The sequence below is a fragment of the Stenotrophomonas sp. YJH_SMC_81 genome (genome assembly GCF_059370875.1).
Window position 1 is genome coordinate 47,541 of the sequence record NZ_JCAFUB010000005.1, and the last position, 21,697, is coordinate 69,237.

The window sequence follows — 21,697 nt, forward strand, 5'->3', positions numbered from 1 at the left end:
AGCGATGAAATACTTCTCGTTGGTGTGGGCACAGCTGTTCCGCAGCCGTACCCGCACCCTGCTGACCCTGCTGTCGGTGGTGGCCGCGTTCCTGCTGTTCGGCATGCTCGATTCGGTGCGGGTGGCGTTCTCGTCGGGTGGCAGCGTGGAAGGTGCCAACCGGCTGATCGTGGCCTCGCGGCTGTCGATCACCCAGTCGCTGCCGATCCGGCTGGAAGCACAGGTGCGCCAGGTAGCCGGTGTCCGTGACGTGGCTTATGGCATGTGGTTTGGTGGCATCTACCAGGACCCGAAGAACTTCTTCCCGAACTTCTCGGTGTCACCCAACTACTTCGATGTCTACCGCGAGCTGCAGATCGATCCGGCACAACTGGAGGACTGGAAGCAGACCCGCACTGGCGCCATCGTCGGCGAAACCCTGGCCAAGCAGTTCGGCTGGAAGATCGGCGATACCATCCCGCTGCAGGCGACGATCTTCCCGCGTGGCGGCAGCAATGACTGGCCACTGGTGCTCAAGGGCATCTACCGCTCCAAGGACCGCGCGCTGGCCGCCAACGAAGAACGCCAGTTGATGATGAACTGGAAGTACTTCGACGAATCCAACGACTACATCAAGAACCAGGTGAGCTGGTACACGGTGACGCTGGACAACCCGGACCACTCTTCGCGGGTCGCACAGGCGATCGATGCGATCTCGGCGAACTCCGACCACGAGACCAAGACCCAGACCGAATCGGCGTTCCAGCAGGCCTTCGTCAAGCAGTTCGCGGATATCGGCATGATCGTCACCTCGATCATGGGCGCGGTGTTCTTCACCCTGCTGCTGTTGACCGGCAACACCATGGCGCAGGCCGTGCGAGAGCGCGTGCCGGAGCTGGCCACGCTGAAAACGCTGGGCTTCAAGGACAGCACCGTGCTGACCCTGGTGATGGTGGAGTCGGTGCTGCTGATCGGCCTGGGCGGCCTGATCGGCATGGGCCTGGCCGCCCTGATCCTGCCGGCGATCGGCCCGAAGAGCATGGGCATGCTGCCGCCGCACGTGCCGACGCCAACCTGGCTGATGGGGTTGGGCCTGATCGTAGTGATCGGCATCATCGTCGGGCTGCTGCCCGCGCTGCGTGCCAAGCGCCTGAAGATCGTCGATGCACTGGCCGGCCGCTGAGGAGGATTGCAGATGAACAAGCTCAAGAAGTGGCTGGGCAACGGCGTAACCGTGCTGCTGCTTGCGATCGGCCTGGTGTTGTGGATCGGGCTGCCGTGGTTTGGCGTGCTGGCCGTGGCCGTGCTGGTAACGCTGTGGCTGCTGCTGACCCGCGGTGGACGGCTGGCGTTGGCCGCCACCCGCATCGGCGTGGCCAGCCTGCCGCAACGCTGGGGCGCGTCCTCGGTGATCGTGGTCGGCATTGCCGGCGTGGTCGGCGTGCTGGTGGCGATGCTGGCGATGGGCGAAGGCTTCCAGGCCACGCTCAACAACACCGGTGATGACACCACTGCCATCGTGCTGCGCGGTGGCTCGCAGGCCGAGACCAACTCGGTGATCACCCGCGAGCAGGTACCGATGCTGTCCACCCTGCCCGGCATCAGCCGCGATGCGCAGGGCCGGCCGTTGCTGTCACCGGAACTGTCGCAGGTGGTCAACCTGGTATCGAAGTCCGACGGCACCGACGTCAACGCGCAGTTCCGCGGCGTCGGCCCGCAGGCGTGGGCGGTGCATGACAAGGTCAGGATCGTCGAGGGCCGCAAGTTCGCCACCGGGCTGCGCGAGATCGTGGTCGGCCAGGGCGCCAAGGGCCAGTTCCGCGACATGGAGGTCGGCAGGACGCTGTCGCTGGGCAACCAGACCTGGACCGTGGTCGGCGTGTTCGCCACTGGCGATGCGCATGATTCGGAACTGTGGACCGACGCCGATACGCTGGCCACCACCTACCAGCGCAGTGCCTGGCAGTCGATCAGCGTGCGTACCGATGGCAAGGCCGGCTTCGATCAGTTCAAGGCGGCCGTCGCTGCCGACCCACGCCTGAAGCTGGACGTGGAAACCACCCGCGTCTACTACAGCAAGCAGGGCGGCGGGCTGACCAAGCTGATCGACATCCTGGGCAAGGTGATCGGCACGATCATGGCGGTCGGTGCGGTGTTCGGCGCGCTCAACACCATGTATGCGGCCGTGGCCACGCGCGCCCGCGAAATCGCCACCATGCGTGCGATCGGCTTCCGCGGCCTGCCGGTGGTGACGGCGGTGATGCTGGAAACGATGCTGTTGGCGCTGCTCGGTGGCCTGCTCGGCTGTGCGGTTGCATGGCTGCTGTTCAATGGCTACAGCGTGTCCACCATCGGCAGCAACTTCAGCGCGGTGGTGTTCAAGTTCCACGTATCACCGGAACTGCTGTGGACCGGCCTGAAATGGGCACTGGGCATCGGCCTGGTCGGCGGCCTGTTCCCGGCGCTGCGCGCGGCGCGTTTGCCGATCACTACGGCGCTGCGCGAAACCTGAGCATCATGCAGCGGTGGACTGCGCATCACGCAGGGGGACGGAGCGAAGGCTCCGTCCCTTTTCCGTTGCTGAACTCAGGCATCCATCGCCGCAACATCGGATGGTGGGTGCCGCAGGGCCAAATGCCGGCGAACAGCCTCCTCCGGCGCGTACGCCGTGCCCAGCGCGTGCTGCTCACCCGTATGCCTGTCGACGAAGATCGGGCCATTGCCGGCCAGCGCGTCCGAGATCTCACCAGATTGCAGGTAGCGCAGCGACTGGAAGCAGAACAGCCAGCCTTCGACCATCTCATGCTCGTGCGTGATGGCAACCGGCTCATCGTCGCTGGCAAGTGCAGCCTGCACGCGACGGCGTGCTTCGTCGAGCTGGATCATTCCTTCGCCTCTTGTTTTCGATGACAGCGCGAAGAGCATTTCATGCGGGTGGATGCATCGCAACGGATAGGCACCTGCGTACAAGTGCGCACTGCGGCGTGTTGCCGCAACCGCTCAAGCGTGGCGGTTCTGTGCCGCTATCGATGCCTCTACTCATCGCAAACGCAGTGCGCGTGACGCTGCGCACAGTGCATCTGTGGATTGTTGGTTGCGATTCATCTTCGCGCACTTCCAGCGGCGTCGAGACAAACAGGTACGAATGGAAACATTCTAGAATCGCGCCCCCCACGTTGGTTTGCAGCACCCCACGCGCCCATAGAACGGGCGCATGTTTTTACTGAAACACGAGATTTCACGGATGTCCCTGAAAACCAATCCGCTGCGCAACGCGATCGTCATCGCGCTGGCCGCCAGCTGCACCACCCCCGCCTTCGCACAGAGCGCCGGCGATACCCCGACCAACCTCGACCGCATCGAAATCACCGGCTCGCGCATCCGCCAGGCCAGTGTCGAAACCGCACAGCCGGTGGTCGCGCTCAACCGCGCCGAGATCGAGAAGAAGGGTTACGTCAACGTCGCCGACATCCTGCAGGACATTCCTGCCGCCGGGGCGCCGAGCATGAGCCGCGCCTCGTCGCTGACTTCTTCGCGCGATTTCGGCGGCATGTACGTCAGCCTGCGCAACCTTGGCCCGGAACGCAGCCTGGTGCTGATCGACGGCCGCCGCATGGGCGTCAGCGCCGGCGGCTACTCCGACCTGGCCTCGATCCCGTCGTCCATCGTCGAGCGCGTGGAAGTGCTGACCGACGGCGCCTCCGCGCTGTACGGCTCCGATGCCATCGCCGGTGTGGTCAACATCATCACCCGCAAGAATTTCGATGGTGGCGAAGCCAGCGTCTATGTCGGCCAGTACGGCCAGGGTGACGGCCAGAAGCGCGCATACAGTGCAACTTTCGGCAAGACCTTCGAGCGCGGCTGGTTCAGCGTGGGCGCCGAGCGCACCAAGGAAGACGAGGTGCTGGGCAAGGACCGCGAGTTCAGCCGTTACACCAACGGCCCGCGCCACCCGAACGATGGCCTCAACGGCAACACGCCGTGGGGCTACGTCACCGTCGGTGGCAAGAACCTGACCGTGGGTCCGGGCGGCGACCCGAGCAAGGCCGGCAACTTCCATGCGCCGGACCCGGCCGATGGTGCCAACACCAAGTCGAACATGAGCCTGCTGACCGGCCTGGAGCGCACCTCGGTGTTCGCCAACGGTGGCTTCTCGATCACCGACAACCTGCGCATCGTCGCCGACGCGCTGTACAGCAAGCGCGAGTCGACCAAGCACCTGGCCGGCTACCCGTACTCGGTCAGCGCCGCGCAGGCCCGCAATGGCAGCCGTGCCGCCCTGTCCAAGGACAGCGCGTTCAACCTGTGGGGCCAGGATGCGCTGTTCGCGCACCGCACCGAGGAACTGCCGCGCGGCACCGAGAACAACCTGGAAACCAAGCGCGCCAGCATCGGCCTGGAAGGCAGCTTCGAAACCGGTTCGCGGTACTGGGACTGGAACATCAACTACATGTACAACCGCAACGAAGGCGAGCGCATCGGTACCGGCAGCATGTACCAGCCGCACGTCAACCTGGCCGTCGGCCCGTCCTTCATGGACGGCAACGTGGCCCGTTGCGGTGCGCCGGGCGCGGTGATCGCCGGCTGCGTGCCGTGGAACCCGGCTGCCCCGATGGGTTACACCGGCCCGGGCTCGCTGAGCAACCAGGACGTGCAGGACTACCTGTTCACCCGCTTCGTCGACAAGATGCAGAGCACCACCAAGGTCGCCAGCGGCAACATCTCCGGTTCGCTGTTCACCCTGCCGGCCGGCGACATCCTGGCCGCGATGGGCTTCGAGCACCGCAGCGAGGAGGCCAGCTACACGCCGGACATGAAGGTGCAGAAGGGCGAGATCGCCGGCACCAGCGGCCAGCCGACCCGCGGCAACTACTCGCTCAACGAGGCCTACCTGGAACTGCAGGTGCCGTTGCTGGCCGACCTGCCGTTCGCCCGCGAACTGTCGCTGGACGTGGCCGGTCGCTACTCGGACTACAACAACTTCGGTTCCACCACCAACAGCAAGTTCGGCCTGAAGTGGAAGCCGATCGACAGCCTGCTGGTGCGCGCCACCTACGGCACCGGCTTCCGTGCGCCGACCGTGGATGACCTGTATGGCGGCACCGTCAGCAGTCGCGACTCGTTCACCGACCCGTGCGATACCTCCTTCGGCACCGCCGCCAGCAGCCCGGCCGTCGCTGCCCGTTGCCAGGCGCTGAAGGTGCCGGCCAACTTCCGCCAGCTCAACAGCGATGGCAGCGTGGCCACCAAGCCCGGCCAGCAGGCCACCACCGATTTCAGCTCGGGTTCCAACCCGGACCTGAAGCCGGAAACCGCCAAGACCTGGACCGTGGGCCTGGTCTACAGCCCGGACTTCGTGCAGGGCCTGGACGTCAGCCTGGACTGGTGGAAGATCCGCATCGACAACGCCATCGTCGGTGAGTCGGCCACCAACATCCTGGAACAGTGCTACGTGCAGGGTTCGGATGCTGCCTGTGGCCGCTTCACCCGTGGCAGCAACGGCCAGGTCAACTCGCTGGACCGCTCGCTGGTCAACGCGGGCTACCGCGAAACTGCCGGCTATGACATCAACGTGCGTTACCGCCTGCCGGAAACCGCGTTCGGCAAGTTCGCCGTCAACTGGAACACCACCTACACCGATTACCTGGAGCAGCGCAACGACAGCGCCGCCACCACCCCGGTGGAACAGCGTACCGGTTGGGCGGGCGACTTCCGCGTGCGCTCCACCTTCAACCTGGATTGGCAGTATGGCGACCTCGGCATCGGCTGGACCGCGCGCTACTACTCCAGCATGAAGGAGAAGTGCTCGTACATGGACGAGTGCAACATGCCGGGCTTCAACTCGTCGTACACCAGCGCCTCGCCGACCAACAGGGTGGGCTCCAACACCTTCCACGACCTGCAGGTGCGCTACAGCCTGCCGTGGGATGGCACCGTGTCGCTGGGCGTGAACAACGTGTTCAACCACCAGGGCCCGATCATGTACAGCCAGCCGAACAGCAGCTTCACCTACTACGGTGGCTTCGACATCGGCCGCTTCATGTACATGAAGTACCAGCAGCGCTTCTAAGCCTGCAACCGCGTTCCCGCCACGGCCATCCCTCTCTCCTGGCCGTGGATGGAAGCAGAACGGCGCCCCTCGGGGCGCCGTTCTTTTTTTCGTGGAAGCGGGGTCGGATCCCCGCCGGCGCTAGCGCTTGGCGCGCATCGTGCGGATGTTGTCGCCGACGAACAGCACCAGGCCAGCCCAGATCGCTGCAAACCCGATCGCCTTGGCAGTGTCGAATGCCTCATGGAAGAAGAACACACCCAGCAGCAGCTGCAGGCTCGGCGCGATGTACTGCAGGATGCCGACCAGCGACAGCGGAATGCGCTTCACGCCGTAGGCAAAGCCGATCAGCGGTACGGCGGTGACCGCGCCGCCGAAGATCAGCAGCAGGTCGTTGCGCCAGCCCCAACCATGGAAGAACGCACCGCCGTGGCCGTTCTCGGCCCAGATCGCAAACGCCAGCGCCGGCAGGAACAGGTACATGCTCTCCACGCCGAGGCCGGCCACCGGGTCGACCGAGACCAGCTTGCGCAGCAGGCCATACAGGCCGAACGAACAGGCCAGGCCCAGCGCGATCCACGGTGGCGTACCTGCATCGATGGTCAGCCAGGCCACGCCCACCGCCGCCATTGCCACCGCTACCCACTGCAGCCGGCGCAGCCGTTCCTTCAGCACCAGCACGCCCAGCAGCACGTTCACCAGCGGGTTGATGAAGTAGCCCAGGCTGGTCTCGATGACATGACCGGCGTTGACCGCCCAGATGTACAGGCCCCAGTTGAAGGCGATGGTCAGGCTCGACACCAGCAGGATCGGTAGCGCGCGCGGCTGCGCGGCGATCTTCCGCCACCAGCCCAGGCGCGCACTGATCAACAGCCAACCCAGCACCAGCACCGTGCTCCAGATGATGCGGTGGGCGATGATCTGGAACGAGGGCACCTCGTTGAGCAGGTGCCAATAGACCGGCACCAGGCCCCAGATCACGAAGGTGGATGCGGTGACCAGCAGGCCCCGGCGTTGTTCTTTCTCGTCCATGCTCACTTCTTTCTCGTCCTTGCCATTGTCAGCACCACCACACCCAGAAGAATCACCGCCATCGCCAGCAGGTCGCGCCAACCGAAGCGCTCACCGTTGAGCAGCGCGCCCAGCAGCACCGCGATCACCGGATTGACATACGCGTAGCTGCCCGCGAGCGCCGGGCGCACGTTCTGCAGCAGCCACACGTAGGCAGTGAACGCGACGATGGAGCCGAACACGCACAGATAAGCCATTGCCAGCAGGCCACCGGTATCGGGCAGCGTGGTCGGGCGCTCGCCCACCGCCAGGCCGATCAGCACCAGCAGCACGCCGCCGCAGATCATCTGCCCGGCCGCGGTCATGAACGGGCCCGGCAGGTCCAGGCCGCGTGCCCACACAGAACCGAACGCCCAGCCGATCGGCGCGATCAGCAGCAGCACCAGCCCGGTCGGCGAGCCGGTCAGGCTGCTGCCGGCGTTGAGCCAGACCACGCCGAGGAAGCCGATGGCGATGCCCAGCCACTCACCACGGCTGGCATGTTGCCCGCGCAGCGCCGAGAACAGCGCCATCCACAGCGGCACCGAGGCCACCGCCGTGGCGGCCAGGCCCGAGGACACCTCGCGCTCGGCCAGCACCACCATGCCGTTGCCCAGCACCAGCATGGTCACGCCCATGATGACCAGGTTGCGCCACTGCCGCAGCGTCGGGTTCGGCAGCTTCCAGAACAGGCGCAAGGCCAGGAACATCAGGCCGCCGGCAATGATGAAGCGGCTGCCGGAGACCATCGTCAGCGGCAGTGCGCCGCCGTGCAGGGCCTTGGCGATGCCCAGATAGGTCGAGCCCCAGACCACGTAGACCAGCAGCAGTGCCAGCGCGACAAGGCCACCCCGGGGGGCAGCCGCAGACGAAGAGGGGGGAGCCGACATGACACACCAGGGAGCCGGGGGAAGGCGGATTCTAGGACGTTTTGAGTATGGTCCGGGACCCCATACGGTGGCACGCTGTCATCCATCCATGCACCCTGCTCTGGTCTGCTACCCCGTGTTGACGGCCGATGCAGTACCAAGAAGGCTGCCCGGCCGCGCCGCCCCACGGCCGGACGCCGTTTTCCCTGCGCACGGACGCACCGCATCGAGGATTTCCACCCAGATGAGCACCACGTCCCAACCTGTTGTCCCCGCGAACGACCGCGCCGCCTTGCGGCGGTCGATCTCCAACACCCTCAAAGGCTCCGCCGGCAACCTGGTGGAGTGGTATGACGTCTACGTGTACTCGGTGTTCGCCGTGTACTTCGAATCGCAGTTCTTCTCGCCGGACGACAAGAACTCCACCCTGTACGTGTGGGCGATCTTCGCGGCGACCTTCCTGATGCGCCCGATCGGCGCCTGGTTCTTCGGCCGCTTCGCCGACCGCCACGGCCGCCGCCTGGCGCTGACCGTCTCGGTCACGTTGATGGCGCTGTGCTCGTTCCTCATCGCCATCACCCCCACCGCCGCCAGCATCGGCATCTGGGCCGCCGTGATCCTGTTGTTCGCGCGCCTGCTGCAGGGCTTCGCCACTGGCGGCGAGTATGGTGCCAGCGCCACTTACATGTCCGAGGCCGCCATTCCGGGCCGTCGCGGCTTCCTGTCCTCGTTCCACTACGTCACCCTGGTCGGCGGCCACGTGCTGGCCCAGCTGACCCTGCTGCTGATGCTGACCTTCTGGGGCAAGCCGGAGATCTCCGAGTGGGGCTGGCGCATCGCCTTCGGCATCGGTGGCATCGCCGCGGTGGTGGTGTTCTGGCTGCGCCGGGGCATGGACGAGTCGCTGTCGGAGTCGTCGATCGAGGCCGCGCGCGAGGGCAAGGCAAAGAAGTCCGGTTCGATGTACGAGTTGTTCGTGCACCAGTGGCGGCCGCTGCTGCTGTGCTTCCTGATCACCGCTGGCGGCACCGTGGCCTTCTACACCTACTCGGTGAACGGCCCGAAGATGATCCAGAGCGCCTTCGCCGGCAACGACCCGATGACCGGCACCCTGATCAACCTGGGCGTGCTGGCCTTCCTGATGGTGCTGCAACCGGTCGGCGGCTGGCTGTCGGACATCATCGGCCGCAAGACCCTGCTGGTGTTCTTCGGCGTCGGCGGCGTGCTGTACAGCTGGTACCTGATCACCCAGCTGCCGCACCAGCATGACGCCACCCTGGCCTTCCTGACCCTGGCGCTGGCATTCGTCATCCTCACCGGCTACACCTCGATCAACGCGGTGGTGAAGGCCGAGCTGTTCCCCACCCACGTGCGTGCACTGGGCGTGGGCCTGGGCTATGCGCTGGCCAACTCGCTGTTCGGCGGCACCGCCCCGCTGCTGTACCAGGGCGCGCTGAAGACCGGCCACGTCGATTGGTTCGCCATCTACGTGACCGCCACGATCGCGGTATCGTTGGTGGTCTATGTGTTCTTCCTTACCAACAAGGGCCCGAACTGGCTCGACGGCACCCGCAAGTAAGCGCGTTGCCCTGATCGCGGCCACTGGTGCAATGCCGGTGGCCGCTACGTCTCCCGCCACCGCGCTGATGTGGATCGCGGTGACGCTGGCCGCAGCCACGGCATTGGCCTGGGTGCTGCGCCGCCCCAACGCGCAGGCCACGTGGCCGCGCACGGGGTTCGGGGTCGCCCTGCTGGTGTTCTGCGCCGCGCTGGCGCTGCAGCTGGCGATGGACCTGGGCAGCGGCCACAGCTCGCTGCACCTGCGGCTGCATCGCGGCGTCAACGCGGGGCCGCTGGTCGGCCTGCGCACGATGGCGGCGTGCTATCTGGCCGCGCTCGCCGCCGGCGGCTGGGGCGCGTGGAAGCTGCTGCGACGGCGCGGGTAGTGCCGGCCGCTGGCCGGCAAAGCCGCCGTCTTTCGGTAGTGCCGGCCGCTGGCCGGCAACCTCATGAACCTCCGGAAAGAGCAGGGAGTTGCCGGCCAGCGGCCGGCATTACTCAACGGCGGGCCGCTTCGCTCTTGTCGCGCGCGCCGCGGAACTCCGATTCCTTTTCCCACGTCGGCCAGCGGCGGCTGTTGGCCAGCTCGGCGCCCAGGTCGTAGACCAGCAGGGTGTCGGCAGCGTGGCCGCTCGGGTCCCAGCTCGGCGTCCAGGCATCGCAGGTCTGGTGATAGCAGTCGGCGAAGTACTTTTCGCGCAGCGCGCGGCCGGCTTCAACGCCACCGTCCAGCTTGTCCAGGCCCGGGCCGATGGTGATCGCCGGCACGCCCAGGCGGGCAAAGGCGAAGTGGTCGGCGCGGTAGAAGAAGCCGGCTTCCAGGTTCGGGTCCGGGCTGTAGCTGCGGCCACGGGCCTTGGCCACGCGCTCCAGATCGCCTTCCAGCGACACCCGGCCCTTGCCCCACGAGGCAATGTCGCGGGTCGGGCCATCCGGGCTGAACATCTCGATGTTCAGCACCGCAGCGGTCTTGTCCAGCGGCGCCAGCGGATGGGCGGCGTAGTAGCTGGCGCCCAGCAACCCTTTCTCTTCGGCGGTCAGTGCCACGAAGTACAGCGTGCGCTGTGGCTGCGGGCCAGCGGCGAACACACGGCCCAGTTCCAGCACCGTGGCCACGCCGGTGGCGTTGTCGATCGCACCACGGCGGATGCGGTCGCCCTTGGCGTCGGGCTGGCCGATACCGAACGCATCCCAGTGCGCGGAGAAGATCACGGCCTCGTCAGCATGTTCACCACCGGGCAGCTTGGCGACCACGTTGCGGGTCACCACCTGCTCGCGCTTCAGCGCGAAATCCACGCTCAGCTTGGCGTTGTCCAGTGCAACCGGGCGGAAGTCGGCACGCATCGCCTTGCGCTTCTCCGCATCGAAGTCGAGGCCGGCGTCGGCGAAGATCGCTTCGGCCAGCTCGCGCTGCATCCAGCCACGCAGCGGCGTGTGCTGCGCCATCGCTTCGGCCTGGCCGCGCTCGATGTCGAACAGCGGCGAAGTGCCCGAGCTCTTCACCGTGGCCCAGCCATACGCGGCCGGCGCGGTCTCGTGCACGATCAGCACGCCTTCGGCACCCCGGCGTGCGGCTTCCTCGAACTTGTACGTCCAGCGGCCGTAGTAGGTCACCGCCTTTCCATCGAACGCGCCCGGCGCATCGGCCTCGAAGTCGGCGTCGTTGATCAGCACCACGGCGATCTTGCCGTGCAGGTCCACGTCCTTGTAGTCGTTCCAGTGGCGTTCCGGTGCGTCGATGCCGTAGCCGACGAACACCAACGGTGCATCCTTGATCTGCACGCGCTTGCGCGGCTGCAGGCTCTGCAGGGTCACATCCACGCCATTGGCCAGCGCACGCTTGCCCTGCTTCAGCGACAGGCTGGCCTTGGCCGCACCCTCCAGCTGCGCGCGCACCAGCGGCACCGGCTGCACCCAGCTGCCGTCCACGCCCCCCGGCTGCAGGCCGTAGCTGCGGAACTGCTCGATCAGGTACTGCACCGTGCGCTCTTCGCCTTCGGTGGCCGGTGCGCGGCCCTCGAACTCATCCGACGCCAGCACGCGCACATGCCGCGACAGTGCCTGCGGATCGATGCCGCCACCCGGCAGGTCGTTGGCCGCATGGGCCAGGCCCCCGACGAACAGGCAGGACGACAGCAGCAACACGCGCATCGGATTCACGGCAGTACCACGGCTAGCTTGGAAGTCACCAGAGTGTAACGTGGTCGTGACATCACGGCGCAGCCTGGGCCCACGTCATCCACGCAGGGCGTGACTCTACCTGCTGATGCGGTCCAGCCAGCAGGCCAGGCCCTGCGCGTTGAGTTCGATGTCCATCGCCAGAACAGTGATCACCGCCGCATCGTCCAGCGCACAGCCATGCAGCTGTGCGCGTTCCAGGTACAGCGCCTGCAGTGCGGCCAGCAGGCAGCGGTGGCGGTCCGGCCGGCCATCGCACTGGCGGCCGATCGCGGCCATCGCATCGATCTGTTCGAACAGGTCGTTGGCCAGTTTCTGCACCTGCTCCACGCGCCCATAGTGGGTCAGGTACATCGCCTGCGGGCCGTAGCCCAGCATGCGTCGGATCGAGGCCTTCATCGCCTCCGGGTCGAACTGCACCGGCGAGGAAGTCGGGAAGATGAAAGCGCCCTGCGCGCTGTCCAGCTCGCGGTAGGAGATGCCGAACGTATCGCCAGTGAACCAGCTGCGGCTGCGAGCATCCCACACGCAATAATGGTGCAGTGCGTGGCCCGGCGTGTGCAACAGCACCAGCTCGCGGCCAGCGAGATCGATGCGGTGGCCGTCTTCGGCCACCACCACGCGGTGTTCGGGAATCGGCTCGATGCGGCCGTAGCTGCGCGCGATCTCTTCGGCGCCGTACACCGCCGTCGCACCCGCAATCAGCCGGGTCGGGTCGATCATGTGCGGCGCACCGCGCGGATGCAGCACCGCCTTCGCATTCGGCAACTGCTGCATCAGCAGGCCTGCACCACCGGCGTGGTCCAGGTGCACGTGCGTGAGCAGCAACCAATCCACCGCTTCCACACCCAGGTCGGCATCCGCCAGCGCCTGCAGCATCGCCGGCACAGACAGGCCGGTGCCGCAGTCGACGAAGGCCGCGCGGCCGTTTTCAACGATCAGGTAGGCCGCGTCGAAGTCCGGGCGCTGGAAGCCCGTATCGATCGTGTGGATGCTGGGGTCGGCGGTCATCGGCACGCACCTGGCAGTCTCGTGAACAGACGCCCATGGTAGGCGCGCAGGCGGCCCGGGTTCGATGCGGCTTTGGTCGGGTAGTGCCGGCCGCTGGTCGGCAACCTCGGGATGGCCGGGAGAATGCATGTGCCGGCCAGCGGCCGGCACTACCGATCAGCCAGAGCGCAATCCGAACCGCGGCCGCAGCAGCAACGCCAGCACCAGCACCGCCAGGAACGCGCCGTAGGCGTACAGCACCGCCAGCACCTGCGGCCAGATCGGGCCGGCGCCGGGCTGCACCACGCCAATGCGGTAGCCCCACAGCATCGACACGATGCTCAGCGCGAACGCCACGACCAGGGTGGTGCCATCGAACAGGCGCCGCCGCGCGCTGCGCGGCTGGCGCGGAAACAGCCAGTACAGGCTGCCCAGCAGCAGGAACCAGGGCAGGAACAGCAGCAGCGACAACCAGGCCATCGCAGACTCCATGTCATCGCGCCAGAGGCGCGCGGACATCATGCCATGGGTGCTGTGCCACGGTCGTGCCGGCGGGGGGCTTCCCTGTAAAGCCGAGCCTATGCTCGGCTGCTTTGCTACCCAGCCGAGCATGGGCTCGGCTCTACAGAGGCGGAGCCGAGTCGAGCATGGCTCGACTCTACGCCCGGCGATCAGGCCGCTTCGCGCAGCGCGGCCAGGGCGGCCAGTACCGCGTCCACCTCGGCGCCCAGCTTGAACAGCTCGCTCTGCAGCTGGTCGCCCTGCTCTGCCTGCTTGATCACCGCGATCAGCTGGCCCGCATCACGTGGCGAATCGAAGCCTTCGCTCTGGATCAGCAGCGTGCCGTCACCAGCGGTCAGCTTGAAGTAGAACCGGCCATCCTTTTCGCGGTACTGCTTGAACTGCGGCGGCGCCACGCGGGCCACGCCGGCATCTTCGCTGGCGATGTCGCCCGCCGTGGACAGGTCGCGCAGGCCCACGGCGTGGCGCAGTTCTTCCAGCAGCGGTGCCGCCAACTGCTCGCGCAGCTGCTGGCCACGGCGCTTGAGCAACGCTTCGATCTTCTCCGGCTCGGCCATCAGCGCGTTGTAGCGCTCGCGCAGCGGCGACAGCTCGCTGTCGATACGCTCGAACAGCTGCTGCTTGGCGTCGCCCCAACTGATGCCGGCGGCGAAGGCCCTGGCGAATTCCGCGGTCTGTTCCGGCGTGGCGAACGCCTGGTACATCTGGAACAGCGCCGAGCCCTCGGTGTCCTTCGGCTCGCCCGGTGCGCGCGAGTCGGTCAGGATCGAGAACACCAGCTTCTTCAGCTCCTCGCGCGGCACGAACAGCGGAATGGTGTTGTGGTAGCTCTTGCTCATCTTGCGGCCATCCAGGCCCGCCAGCGTCGCCACCTGCTCGTCGATCACCACGTCCGGCAGCGGGAAATACTCCTTGCCGTACACGTGGTTGAAGCGCTGGGCGAAATCGCGCGCCATCTCGATGTGCTGGATCTGGTCACGGCCCACCGGTACCTGGTTGGCCTTGAAGATCAGGATGTCGGCCGCCATCAGCACCGGGTACATGAACAGGCCGGCGCTGACGCCTGCGTCCTCGTCCACGCCTTCCTCGCGGTTCTTGTCCACCGCCGCCTTGTAGGCGTGCGCGCGGTTGAGGATGCCCTTGCTGGCGATGGCGGTCAGGAACCACATCAGCTCGGTGGTCTCGCGGATGTCGCTCTGGCGGTAGAACCACACGTGTTCCGGGTCCAGGCCACAGGCCAGCCAGCTGGCCGCGATCTCCAGGGTCGCGCGCTGGGTGCGCTGCGGGTCCTGCGACTTGATCAGGCTGTGCAGGTCGGCCAGGAAGAAGAAGCTCTCGATCCCCGGCGCGCGGCTGGCCGCGATGGCCGGACGGATGGCGCCAACGTAGTTGCCCAGGTGGGGCGTGCCGGAGGGGGTGATGCCGGTAAGGACTCGGGTCGTCATGACTGCGTGGGGTAACCTTCGATGAACGGGGCCAGTTTACCTTGCACGCCACCAACCCCGTCAGGGCCCGCGGCGCGTTCATTCACCCAACCCCGCTGGAGACGCCCGATGAAACGCCTGCTGCCCCTGCTGCTGATCCTGCCCCTGGCCGGCTTCCGCCCGGCGCCCATGCCGCCACCGGTGTACGACGGCGGCCCCGTACGCATGGCCCTGGTCGACCGCGACCGCGGTACCGAACTGCGCAGCTACTCCGCCGAGGGCCAGCGCTGGGTGGCCGGCGAGCGCGGCCACCGCTACGCCGTGCGCCTGTACAACGACAGCCCGCGCCGGGTGCTGGTAGTGCTGTCGGTGGACGGCGTCAACGCCATCTCCGGCGAGGATGCCGATCCCTCGCAGACCGGCTACGTGCTCAATCCCGGCCAGCGCGCCGACATCACCGGCTGGCGCAAGAGCCAGGACGAAGTGGCGCAGTTCGTGTTCAGCAGCCCCAGCGGCAGCTATGCCAGTCGCACCGGCCGCCCGGACAACATCGGCGTGGTCGGGGTGGCGGTGTTCGAGGAGGCGCGTCGCTTGTACCCGCAGCCGATCCTGCGACGTGGCGTGCCGCTGCCGGCACCGACCGCGCAAGCCGAGGCTGCCGCCGACGCCAGTGCCAGCCGCATCGAGGGCTATGCCAGCAAGTCACAGGCGCCAGCGCTGGGCACCGGCCACGGCGCACGTGAACACTCTTCGGTGCGCGATACCGACTTCGAACGGGCCAGCCGCAGCCCGGCGCAGGTTCTGCAGCTGCGCTACGACAGCGCCCGCAACCTGCGTGCGCGCGGCATCCTGGTCGATGCGCCCTCGCGCCTGCCGCGCGAACCGCAGGCGTTCCCCAACCGCTACGTGCCGGACCCGCCGGCCCGCTGATCGTCCCGCGCAAACAACACGACGCCCGCTACCTCACGGTGCGGGCGTCGTGTTGTGGGGGAAACCGAAGCGCTTACTTGTAGTCCGGGTAGTCCTTGCTCACGGCGTCCTGGAACTCACGCACTTCCTTCTCCGCGCGATCCTTGGCCCAGCCATAACGTTCCTGCAGGCGGCCGGCCAGATACTCGGCGTTGCCTTCGGCCACATCGAAATCGTCGTTGGTCAGATCGCCCCACTTGGCCTGCGCCTTGCCCTTCAGCTGCGACCACTTGCCGGAAATGATGTCTTTGTTCATTGCTGGGAGTCCTTGATTGCAACGGCGTTCTTACCGTGGCTCCAGCTTCGCGCAGCCGCTGTTGAATGCCGGTCAACCGCCAATGAAATACACGCTCACCTGCTTGAATGGTTCACTACGCTTCGACACGTACGCTGCAGAGAAACGCGCAAGCAAAAAGGCCGGGGAGATCCCCCGGCCTTTTTGCTTTCCGTTCCACTTCAGGCTCAACGGCCCTTGGCGGCATCCTCAACCTTTTCACCGGCCTTCTGCACGTCCTTGCCGGCACCGGCCACGGTGTTGCAACCGGCCAGCAGGGCCACCGAGAACATCGACAACAGCATCAGGGCAACTACGCGCTTCATGGGCTTCTCCTTGGGTTCGCCGCTATACCGCTTCATTCGCGGATGGGATTCTTTCGCTCGGTGGGAGGGCACCAATGCCCACTGCCGCCGCGTGAAGTGCAATCTGGCGGCAGGGGCGTGGAGCGGGCGTGAACGGTTCGGCGATCCGTTCAGCGGGGGCGGTCAGTCGCGCATCAGGGTGGACTTGCCGAACAGGCTTTCCACCAGGTCCACGGCCAGTTCGGCGGTGGCATTCTGCTTGTCCAGCAAGGGGTTGAGCTCGACGATGTCCAGCGAACCCATGCGCCCGGTGTCGGCGATCATTTCCATCACCAGCTGCGCCTCGCGGTAGTTCACCCCGCCCGGCACCGTGGTGCCCACGCCCGGCGCGATGCTGGGGTCGAGGAAATCCACATCGAAGCTGACATGCAGGTGGGTGTTCTCATCGATGCCGGCCAGCGCCGCTTCCACGGCACGCTTCATGCCGTTCTCGTCGATGTAGCGCATGTCATAGACATCCACCTTGTGGGTCTTGATCAGGCGCTTCTCTTCCGGGTCCACCGAGCGGATGCCGATCTGGTGCATCTGCGCCGGGGTGATCGCCGGTGCGCTGCCGCCCAGACGGGTCAGCGCGTCCGGGCCGAGGCCGCACAGGCAGGCCACCGGCATGCCGTGGATGTTGCCCGACGGCGTGACATCGCTGGTGTTGAAGTCCGAATGCGCATCCAGCCACAGCACGCGCAGATTCTTCCCCTGCTCGCGGCACCAGCGCGCAACGGCGGTGATCGAACCGATGCCCAGGCAATGGTCGCCACCGAGCATGATCGGCATGCGCCCGGCCTGCAGCTCGGCGTAGCTGGCTTCCATCAGTGCGCGGTTCCAGGCCACCACCTCATCCAGGTGGCGGTAGCCCTCCACCGGCGCGGTCCACGGGTTGCGCGGGCCATCCAGGTTGCCCACGTCGCGCACGTCCACGCCGCGCGCTTCCAGCGCCTCCGGCAGGCCCGCCACGCGCAGCGCCTCCGGCCCCAGCCGTGCACCGCGATGGCCCGCACCGACATCGGTGGGAACGCCGATCAGGGATACGGAAACGGGATGGGCCATGGGTGCCTCCTGCGGTGCGGAAAAAGAAGCACAGTCTAGCCAGAGCTGTGTGACACCACTCGCGGCGGTGCAGCAGGGCATGGGTCAGATCGCCGCGGCCTGCCAGCCGTATCCGGTCAGGCATTCCAGCGCTGGGTCGTCAGGAATTGGACCTTCCGCGATCCACCTCACATCCCGGTCGGTTTCGCCTCTTACGCAAGGCTGTTGTTGTGTCCACGCTGCGCAGGCACCCTGAAGGTGCCGCCTCACTTCCTCAATCATGGAGCACCACGCGCATGAAACATGCACTCAATGGACTTGCGGTACTGGCAATTGCCCTGGGCGGACTGTTTCCCGCCGCTGCCAGTGCACCCTCGCAACGCATCACGCATACGGTGACCTCCGATGCGTATCCCATGCAGACGGCAGGCGCACGCCAGGTACTCGACTGGGTGGCGCAGCGGGTGAAGCCGTCGTTCGCCCCCCAGGGCTACGGCAACGTACAGGTGGAACGACAGGCAGTCTCCGTAGGCCGTGCGTCTGCACGCTCGGACGAATCGATTCCCGGCAAGCTGCCGGACCAGGGCATTCCCGGTGAGATCTACCGGGTGGAAAACCTGCTTCCCGACGGCTCCATCCAGACGTGGGAATTCACCTGGGTGGAACCCTCATCCGGCCATGGCGGCGGCTGGGACGTAACCGGCTACACCTACAAGAAGGGAAACGACCCGGTGAACCAGCAGTAGCGGGACGGGGGGCAACGCGCACCGCGCTGCCCCCTTAGACACGCCGCCGCCGCGCCTCAACCGCCGCGGCGGCGAACCGGCGTCAGGCTCTGCACCTGGCCGCTGTTGCGCATCATGCACAGGAAGCGGCCATCCGGATAATCGATGATGAGTTCCTGGTAGTCGCTGCCCACCGGCATCTGGGTGACCAGCGCGCCCTGAGCGCCCTTGCGCATGTTGCAGGCGCCCAACGCGGTATCGCCTGCCGGCGCCGGGGTGGTCACCGAAGACACATTGCGGAACACCGCGCGGCAGCCGCCATTGACCCACACCGAGTGCCGCGACAGGCCCCAGTTCTTACCTTCCTCGCATCGGGTGCGGCTGAGCTGGCGCACGATTTCCACATTGCCGCGGGTATTCAGATCGCACGACACCTGCTGCTCGTCAGTGGATTCGCAGGTGACTTCGCGCGGTAGCGCGGCGTCGCCGGTAGCAACCTCGCGCGGGTGTGCGCCATTTGCGGCGGGCGCAGATGTTCCACTGGCGCTGACCTGGCAGATGCCGTTGGCGCCGCCACGGCCGGTATAGCTGATCTGCGGCGTACCGTCATCGCTGCGGCTGATCGACAGGGTGATGCCGCTGTTGGCGTCGCGGGCTTCGAAATAGCGGTCGTTGAAACGTTTCAGCGTGGCCTCGCGGCCCTGCACATAGACCGACCCGCCATCGTCTGCGTGAACATCGATGTCGCCCGGGCAGCTGGCGTTGAAGAACGGCACGGCGGCCATGGCCGGGGCCACGAAAGCGGCGGACAACAATGCGGAGGTGAGCGACAGGGCATGGCGACGCATGTGCGGCTTCCGAAGGGCATGTATCCCCAGTATGTGTCGGGGGTCTGCAAATGGTCTGTGAGGAGAATCAAAAAAGCCGGCAGCGCATTCGGGCGTTTGTGTTTGCTATGGTAGCTGTGGAGCCTTGCCCGGGCTGTTAAGTCACCTTTACTTCGTGGGCCAGCTCAGGGCATACGGCAGCGATGGTTCGGGCAGATTTCTCGCTGATGGCGCCACTGCGCAATCTGTCGCTTCTGGCATTGCGATGCCCAAAACGGGCCAAACGCGATAATTCATTTTTCCTTTCAGATCTCCCGATGCCATCGAAACAAACGACTGGCAGGCGGTGATTTCACGTGCGCATGATGAATCGCCACCTGCAAAGGTGGCCGGGTCTTCCAAGCCCGCGTAATCGATGCTGTATACGCTTGCCAGCCGGCGCCGTCTTCCCAAGCGGCGCCGGCTGGCAATCCGTTCGCCGATCGACGGCGGGCGGTGCGTGGGGGCCCCGTGCCCGCCGGCTCATCGATTCCCGGTCTTGGAAGCCACGCATCGCCCGCCACCCTACCGTGGCGGCACCTCTGTTCCTGACGAGGATGCCCGCATGTCCAGAACCCCTCACCCGTACCTGACCGCCACCCTCGGCGAGGCGGCTCTGCGCCTGCCACCTGAACTGGCGCAGCCATTGGAAGCCGCTTTCGCCGCTGCGAACGAAGCGCCTGCGTCCATCAATCTGCCCAGCTGCCTGCAGCGCATCCGCGCCGGTGATGCCGCCGATGGACAGCCGTGGACGGGGCCCGCCAGCACACCCGGCCAAGCGGTGGCCGCCGCGCGCCGGGATCGCGCCGCGGTTGGCCTGGTGTCGTTGTTGGAGCTGTATCACGCCACCGAGCGCGTGCGCGTGGACGGGGAAGAGAAGGACGACATCGGCGACGGCACCCGCGAAGGGCTGATGCTGGCCTGCCGGGGGCTGGCGGAGTATGTGGCGTTGCAGGTGGGTGGGAGGTAGCTGGCGAGAGCATCTGCACAACCACTTGGATTCTACTTCGTTGTGGAATGTTTCCTTGCACTCGCACACGCGCGACTCGTTACCGAGGGTGATACTCGACGACACCGACAGATACTCAATACCAAGACCGAAGTCACATCCACCCCTGTCGATCTCATGTCAACTGCTCCGCGTGGTTTCGAAACCACGGTGCACCACGCATCCTTCTAGACCAAGGAGAGATCTAGCATGAGAATGAATTCCAAGAGCATATTGGCCGCCTCCACTATCGCATTGGGAAGCGCACTCCTGTTCACAGGTTGCAATCTGAAGAGTGTTCGAGCTTATGGCGAGTGCAGCGGAAAACAAACAGGTGGAGGGGAATGCAAGGCGGGTATGGAAGTTATCTGGGAAGGGGACGGTGGTGGGAAGAAGAGCATTTACAACTCCCTGCTGTCGTCTCTTAGCGTGCTTCCAGATGCCGCGATGTTTGAGCTGGATACATCCGGATCAACCATACCGTATCCTGCCACGGGCAATGCGGTACTTCGGGTAAAGAACGTCGCTACGGGCGCAATCAGCGCGTCCCAGACGTTTTCATGGGTCAGGACAGGCACAGTGATCCGAGTTGCAGACCCAAACGCCGTGAATGCTTGGATTTACGCCAATGTGGGTAATGGTGATGCCTTGAGCTACGACCTGCTCCCCTTCCATTCGGCATACGGTAGTGGCCCGCAGGTTATCGCTGGGCAGGCCAAACAGGAGGGCATTATCAAGGCGAGCTACTACCTGGAGTTCGAAGGACGGGATTGCGTCAACCACCCGTCGCCGCACTTGTGCATGGAGATGTAGTAAACAACAGAAGATGCGGGTGCGCCTTAAGCGCCCGCGCCTTTGGGAGAAAGGATGAAAGGAGTCGTACTCGCCGCATTCGCAACCTCCCTCCTGGCAGGCTGTGCCACACCGATCGGATTGCCACAAGGCATCCCGCCGGATGGCTACACCGAGCTGGTGTCCACGCCTCTCGGGCCATTCCGCTACTTCCGGTCCCTGTCCATTGTTCCGGGGCACAGAAGCTTGCCGCCTCTGGAATCGTTTCAGTGCACGCATACCCAGCACGAAATCGTGCTCATGATGGCTGCAGGATCACAGGTTGATGCTGCAGATATCTGCAAGCGCATTGATGCAGCAGCAAGGTTCTCCGAATCATGGATAGAAGCAAAGGCGAACAGATACAGGATCCTTCTCGCGCCAACGGATACCGCCGCGACTATACAGTCGCGTACTTTTGGATCGTTCTCGGGTGGGAAGACGTTGGCACTTGCGGCTTCGATACATGACGACCGCGAACGGACTGTTGCGAACCTTGTCGATCTGGTCGCACACGAGACATTCCATGCGCTAGGTCATGCCACAAGACACCCTCAGGCGCTTGATGAACGCATCGCCTACTACGCCGGCATCTGCGCACAGCTTCAGGTGAACGGCGTTGTTCGAGAAGATTCGCTGCCTGGAGCCGCCATCGGCACGGACGACGATGCAGTGCAGCTGTCTTCGCAAGCGGCCTATCGCGTCCGTCTCGAGACCTATCCCCTTCTCGCTAATGGCGGCATTCAACTCAAGGAGCAATCCGGCGAACGTATGCTCCAACGTTGCAGTCAACTCAAAAGGGGCATTGCGGTGCCACGGTGAGCTTGTCTGCAGGCCCCCATTCTTCCCCAGAACGGCAACGCACAAAAAAACCCGCCATTGCAGCAGGTTGATTGTTCTCCGTGGACATGTGCGGATGCCAAGGGATCGAAGATGGTGCCGCTTATCCGAATCGAACGGATGACCTACTGTTTACAAGACAGTTGCTCTACCAACTGAGCTAAAGCGGCATGGGTGGTGCACCGGCGGCAGCGC

At 65.5% G+C, this 21,697-nt stretch carries 21 protein-coding genes and 1 tRNA gene; 10 read left to right on the top strand and 12 right to left on the bottom strand.

Features of this window, described 5'->3' with window-relative positions; genetic code table 11:
• Positions 1-4: 4 nt before the first annotated feature.
• Together AC5P8U_RS12100 and AC5P8U_RS12105 are read left to right on the top strand one after the other, a co-directional pair.
• Complete coding sequence (locus AC5P8U_RS12100; RefSeq protein WP_072168722.1) at positions 5-1,162, top strand: ABC transporter permease; 1,158 nt, start codon at positions 5-7, stop codon at positions 1,160-1,162.
• Between the two features lie 12 nt (positions 1,163-1,174).
• The gene (locus AC5P8U_RS12105) at positions 1,175-2,491 is read left to right on the top strand and encodes an ABC transporter permease (RefSeq protein ID WP_088497250.1); all 1,317 of its coding nucleotides are present in this window, start codon (positions 1,175-1,177) and stop codon (positions 2,489-2,491) included.
• 74 nt (positions 2,492-2,565) lie between these two features.
• Here the strand turns inward: AC5P8U_RS12105 and AC5P8U_RS12110 are convergent, their stop codons facing one another.
• Positions 2,566-2,865, bottom strand: coding sequence for a YrhB domain-containing protein (locus AC5P8U_RS12110; RefSeq protein ID WP_005420578.1), 300 nt, complete (start codon positions 2,863-2,865; stop codon positions 2,566-2,568).
• Between the two features lie 358 nt (positions 2,866-3,223).
• Here AC5P8U_RS12110 and AC5P8U_RS12115 point away from each other — a divergent pair, with 358 nt between their 5' ends.
• On the top strand, positions 3,224-6,049 hold the full coding sequence (locus tag AC5P8U_RS12115) for a TonB-dependent receptor (protein ID WP_111007551.1): 2,826 nt from the start codon (positions 3,224-3,226) through the stop codon (positions 6,047-6,049).
• 120 nt (positions 6,050-6,169) lie between these two features.
• On the opposite strand, the gene rarD is transcribed toward AC5P8U_RS12115, so the two are convergent.
• Both rarD and yedA read right to left on the bottom strand, forming a co-directional pair.
• Positions 6,170-7,066: an EamA family transporter RarD gene (rarD, locus tag AC5P8U_RS12120; RefSeq protein ID WP_065178981.1), complete on the bottom strand. Its 897-nt coding sequence runs from the start codon at positions 7,064-7,066 to the stop codon at positions 6,170-6,172.
• A complete protein-coding gene (gene yedA / locus AC5P8U_RS12125) occupies positions 7,063-7,968 on the bottom strand; it encodes a drug/metabolite exporter YedA (protein ID WP_005420582.1) in 906 nt (301 codons plus the stop codon). The genes rarD and yedA overlap by 4 nt, the downstream gene beginning before the upstream one ends.
• 223 nt (positions 7,969-8,191) lie before the next feature.
• On the opposite strand from yedA, the gene AC5P8U_RS12130 reads away from it, so the two are divergent.
• Together AC5P8U_RS12130 and AC5P8U_RS12135 are read left to right on the top strand one after the other, a co-directional pair.
• Entirely contained in the window at positions 8,192-9,526 is a 1,335-nt protein-coding gene (locus AC5P8U_RS12130) for an MFS transporter (protein ID WP_005420583.1), read from the top strand.
• A 31-nt stretch (positions 9,527-9,557) separates the two neighbouring features.
• Entirely contained in the window at positions 9,558-9,893 is a 336-nt protein-coding gene (locus AC5P8U_RS12135) for a hypothetical protein (RefSeq protein ID WP_227836902.1), read from the top strand.
• Positions 9,894-10,005: 112 nt separating this feature from the next.
• Here AC5P8U_RS12135 and AC5P8U_RS12140 read toward each other — a convergent pair whose 3' ends face one another.
• The 4 genes from AC5P8U_RS12140 to AC5P8U_RS12155 all read right to left on the bottom strand — a co-directional run bounded on the left by AC5P8U_RS12140 (position 10,006) and on the right by AC5P8U_RS12155 (position 14,642).
• The gene (locus AC5P8U_RS12140; RefSeq protein WP_151355163.1) at positions 10,006-11,658 is read right to left on the bottom strand and encodes a M28 family metallopeptidase; all 1,653 of its coding nucleotides are present in this window, start codon (positions 11,656-11,658) and stop codon (positions 10,006-10,008) included.
• 105 nt (positions 11,659-11,763) lie between these two features.
• On the bottom strand, positions 11,764-12,696 hold the full coding sequence (locus AC5P8U_RS12145; RefSeq protein WP_069138047.1) for an MBL fold metallo-hydrolase: 933 nt from the start codon (positions 12,694-12,696) through the stop codon (positions 11,764-11,766).
• Between the two features lie 156 nt (positions 12,697-12,852).
• The gene (locus tag AC5P8U_RS12150) at positions 12,853-13,155 is read right to left on the bottom strand and encodes a hypothetical protein (RefSeq protein ID WP_032954673.1); all 303 of its coding nucleotides are present in this window, start codon (positions 13,153-13,155) and stop codon (positions 12,853-12,855) included.
• Between the two features lie 191 nt (positions 13,156-13,346).
• Entirely contained in the window at positions 13,347-14,642 is a 1,296-nt protein-coding gene (locus tag AC5P8U_RS12155) for a tryptophan--tRNA ligase (protein ID WP_088497253.1), read from the bottom strand.
• Between the two features lie 108 nt (positions 14,643-14,750).
• Here AC5P8U_RS12155 and AC5P8U_RS12160 point away from each other — a divergent pair, with 108 nt between their 5' ends.
• On the top strand, positions 14,751-15,551 hold the full coding sequence (locus AC5P8U_RS12160) for a hypothetical protein (protein ID WP_252745530.1): 801 nt from the start codon (positions 14,751-14,753) through the stop codon (positions 15,549-15,551).
• A gap of 73 nt (positions 15,552-15,624) precedes the next feature.
• Here AC5P8U_RS12160 and AC5P8U_RS12165 read toward each other — a convergent pair whose 3' ends face one another.
• From AC5P8U_RS12165 to rocF, 3 genes are all read right to left on the bottom strand, one after another.
• A complete protein-coding gene (locus tag AC5P8U_RS12165) occupies positions 15,625-15,846 on the bottom strand; it encodes a CsbD family protein (protein WP_004153772.1) in 222 nt (73 codons plus the stop codon).
• A gap of 206 nt (positions 15,847-16,052) precedes the next feature.
• Positions 16,053-16,190, bottom strand: a complete 138-nt coding sequence (locus AC5P8U_RS12170; protein WP_005407710.1) for an entericidin A/B family lipoprotein — start codon at positions 16,188-16,190, stop codon at positions 16,053-16,055.
• A 162-nt stretch (positions 16,191-16,352) separates the two neighbouring features.
• Entirely contained in the window at positions 16,353-17,273 is a 921-nt protein-coding gene (rocF, locus tag AC5P8U_RS12175; RefSeq protein WP_495214163.1) for an arginase, read from the bottom strand.
• A gap of 275 nt (positions 17,274-17,548) precedes the next feature.
• Between rocF and AC5P8U_RS12180 the strand changes: the two genes are divergently transcribed.
• Complete coding sequence (locus tag AC5P8U_RS12180) at positions 17,549-17,998, top strand: hypothetical protein (RefSeq protein WP_053498765.1); 450 nt, start codon at positions 17,549-17,551, stop codon at positions 17,996-17,998.
• A gap of 56 nt (positions 17,999-18,054) precedes the next feature.
• Here AC5P8U_RS12180 and AC5P8U_RS12185 read toward each other — a convergent pair whose 3' ends face one another.
• Positions 18,055-18,825, bottom strand: coding sequence for a DUF3011 domain-containing protein (locus tag AC5P8U_RS12185; RefSeq protein ID WP_495214164.1), 771 nt, complete (start codon positions 18,823-18,825; stop codon positions 18,055-18,057).
• Between the two features lie 583 nt (positions 18,826-19,408).
• On the opposite strand from AC5P8U_RS12185, the gene AC5P8U_RS12190 reads away from it, so the two are divergent.
• The 3 genes from AC5P8U_RS12190 (at position 19,409) to AC5P8U_RS12200 (ending at position 21,484) form a co-directional block, all read left to right on the top strand.
• A complete protein-coding gene (locus AC5P8U_RS12190; protein ID WP_188241604.1) occupies positions 19,409-19,813 on the top strand; it encodes a hypothetical protein in 405 nt (134 codons plus the stop codon).
• A 228-nt stretch (positions 19,814-20,041) separates the two neighbouring features.
• Positions 20,042-20,644: a hypothetical protein gene (locus tag AC5P8U_RS12195; RefSeq protein WP_143592544.1), complete on the top strand. Its 603-nt coding sequence runs from the start codon at positions 20,042-20,044 to the stop codon at positions 20,642-20,644.
• A gap of 54 nt (positions 20,645-20,698) precedes the next feature.
• Positions 20,699-21,484 carry a hypothetical protein gene (locus AC5P8U_RS12200; protein ID WP_495214165.1) on the top strand — a complete coding sequence of 262 codons (786 nt, stop codon included), beginning with the start codon at positions 20,699-20,701 and terminating at the stop codon, positions 21,482-21,484.
• Between the two features lie 112 nt (positions 21,485-21,596).
• On the opposite strand, the gene AC5P8U_RS12205 is transcribed toward AC5P8U_RS12200, so the two are convergent.
• Positions 21,597-21,672, bottom strand: a tRNA-Thr gene (locus tag AC5P8U_RS12205).
• Positions 21,673-21,697: the final 25 nt, after the last annotated feature.